Source organism: Methylobacterium litchii, assembly GCF_038442315.1.
Classification (GTDB): domain Bacteria; phylum Pseudomonadota; class Alphaproteobacteria; order Rhizobiales; family Beijerinckiaceae; genus Methylobacterium; species Methylobacterium litchii.
This window is the reverse complement of record NZ_JBBXMY010000044.1, coordinates 1-2,475: the sequence shown is the minus strand read 5'-3', so window position 1 is coordinate 2,475 and position 2,475 is coordinate 1. Positions and strand designations below refer to the sequence as shown.

General features: G+C 70.6%; 3 protein-coding genes. All 3 read left to right on the top strand.

What is annotated here, in order from left to right; translation table 11 throughout:
- The first annotated feature begins 80 nt into the window (after positions 1-80).
- Positions 81-521, top strand: coding sequence for an IS66-like element accessory protein TnpA (gene tnpA, locus AAHF99_RS27055; protein ID WP_342167413.1), 441 nt, complete (start codon positions 81-83; stop codon positions 519-521).
- A 26-nt stretch (positions 522-547) separates the two neighbouring features.
- Entirely contained in the window at positions 548-874 is a 327-nt protein-coding gene (gene tnpB, locus AAHF99_RS27050) for an IS66 family insertion sequence element accessory protein TnpB (RefSeq protein ID WP_412759968.1), read from the top strand.
- Positions 875-980: 106 nt separating this feature from the next.
- Positions 981-2,459 carry an IS66 family transposase gene (gene tnpC / locus AAHF99_RS27045; RefSeq protein WP_342167414.1) on the top strand — a complete coding sequence of 493 codons (1,479 nt, stop codon included), beginning with the start codon at positions 981-983 and terminating at the stop codon, positions 2,457-2,459.
- Positions 2,460-2,475: the final 16 nt, after the last annotated feature.

Sequence of the window (2,475 nt, the reverse complement as noted above, 5' to 3'; positions counted from 1 at the left end):
GGGTGAGCGATGTTCCGACCCCATCTTCTGTGGGGCGACCTGACCGGGCAGTTTGACGATCCGCACGAGAGGATCGTTTTGTGTCTGGACTTGACCTTAGACTTGAGCCGGAGGGGACGGTCCGGCGTTTCGAGGTGATCGACGGCGCGGTCGGCCGCAGGCGCTGGAGCGCCGATGACCGGGCGCGGATCCTAGAGGAGACGTTCGTTCCGGGCGCGGTGGTGTCGGTGGTGGCCCGCCGCCACGGGTTGACGCCGCAGCAGCTGTTCACGTGGCGACGCGAAGCCCGCCAGGCCGCCGCCGCGCTACCTGCTTTCGTGCCGGTGGTGACCGTACCCGAGCCCACGGCGGTGGATCCCGCCCGAGCGGAGCCTCCACGCCGGCGCATCAGACGATCCTCATCGCGCCGCCGCGCGGTGGGGATTGAGGTGGAGGCAGGCGGCATCACGGTGCGGATCGGCGACGGCGCCTCGCCCGCCATCATCGCGGCGGTGATCGGTGCGCTGAAGGGCGGCGCGTGATCGGGCCGGCGGGCTTGGTCCGCGTCATGGTGGCGACCCGGCCGGTGGACTTCCGCAAGGGCGCGGACGGCTTGGCGGCGCTGGTACGCGAGAGCCTGGGCGCCGACCCGTTCAGCGGGGCGGTCTACGTCTTCCGGGCGCGGCGCGCCGACCGGGTCAAGCTCGTCTACTTCGACGGCACCGGCGTGTGCCTGCTGTCGAAGCGGCTGGAGGACGGCAAGTTCTGTTGGCCGGCCGTCACCGACGGAGTGGTGCGGCTGACGGCGGCGCAACTGCAGGCCCTTCTGGAAGGGCTCGATTGGCGGCGCGTGCATGCGGCTCGGCCCACGCGCGTTCCTGTCGCCGTGAGCTGATCCGCGAGCCCGATCACTCTGGCAAAGCCTTGTGATCCATGCTCAAATCGGCTCCGTGAGCGAACCGAGCGCGCGCCTGCCCGACGATCCCGCCGCCTTGAAGGCGATGGTGGCGGCGCGCGAGGCCGAGATCGACCGGCTGCACCAGATCATCAGGGAGCTGCAGCGTCACCGCTTCGGACGGCGCGCCGAGAGCCTGCCCGTCGATCAGTTGCTCCTGGGCCTGGAGGAGGCCGAGCAGATCGAGGCGGAGGGCCTCGCCGAGACCGACGCCGCCGATGCATCGGCCCGCGCGGCCCGCACCCGCCAGCGCCGCGCCAACCGCGGTGCCTTGCCGGCCCACCTGACGCGCGTCGAACGGATGATCGACCTCGACGACCGCACCTGCCCCTGTTGCCGTGGCGACCTCCACGTCATCGGCGAGGACGTCGCCGAGCGCCTCGATATCGTGCCGGCCCAGTTCCGCGTCATCATCACTCGCCGGCCGAAGTATGCCTGCCGAACGTGTGAGGACGTGATCGTGCAGGCCCCCGCACCCGCCCGCCTCGTTGAGGGCGGGATCCCGACCGAGGCGAGCGTGGCGCACGTGCTGGTGTCCAAGTACGCCGACCACCTGCCGCTGTACCGACAGGCGCAGATCTACGCCCGGCAGGGCGTGAACCTCGACCGTTCGACGCTGGCTGACTGGGTGGGCAAGGCGGCCTTCCTGCTGCGGCCGGTCCACGCGCGGCTGTTCGAACGGCTGAAGGCGTCGGACCGGCTGTTTGCCGACGAGACCACGGCACCGGTGCTCGATCCGGGCCGCGGGCAAACCAAGACCGGTCAGCTGTTCGCCTACGCCCGCGATGACCGACCCTGGGGCGGCCTCGACCCGCCCGGCGTGGCCTACCTGTACGCGCCCGACCGCAAGGCCGAACATCCGATCCGTCACCTCGCCGGCTTCCACGGCACGCTGCAGGTCGATGGCTACGCGGGCTACAAGGTCCTGGCCGCGCGCAAGGCCGTGACCTTGGCCTTCTGCTGGGCGCACGTGCGTCGCCGGTTCTACGAGTTGGCCAAGGCCGGCCCGGCGCCGATCGCGACCGAGGCGCTCGCCCGCATCGCCGAACTCTATCGGATCGAGGGCGAGATCCGCGGGCGCTCCCCCGACGAGCGGCGGGCCGTGCGTCAGGACCGCAGCCGGCCGGTCGTAGGGGCGCTGGAGCCGTGGCTCACCGCCAAGCTCGGGCTGATCAGCCAGAAGAGTAAGCTCGCCGAGGCGATCCGCTACACGCTCAGTCGCTGGGCCGGCCTGTCCCTGTTCCTCGACGACGGCCGCGTCGAGATCGACAACAACACGGTCGAGCGGGCGATCCGGCCGTTGACCCTGACGCGGAAGAACGCGCTGTTTGCCGGCTCGGACGGTGGGGCCGGGCATTGGGCTGTCGTCGCCTCGCTGGTCGAGACCTGCAAGCTGAACGGGGTCGAGCCGCAGGCCTACCTGACCGACGTCATCACCCGCATCGTCGACGGCCATCTGCAGAGCCATATCGACGACCTGCTGCCCTGGGCCTACGCCCCACAGCCCCTCAAAGCCGTGGCCTGAGAACGACGCTTACCTT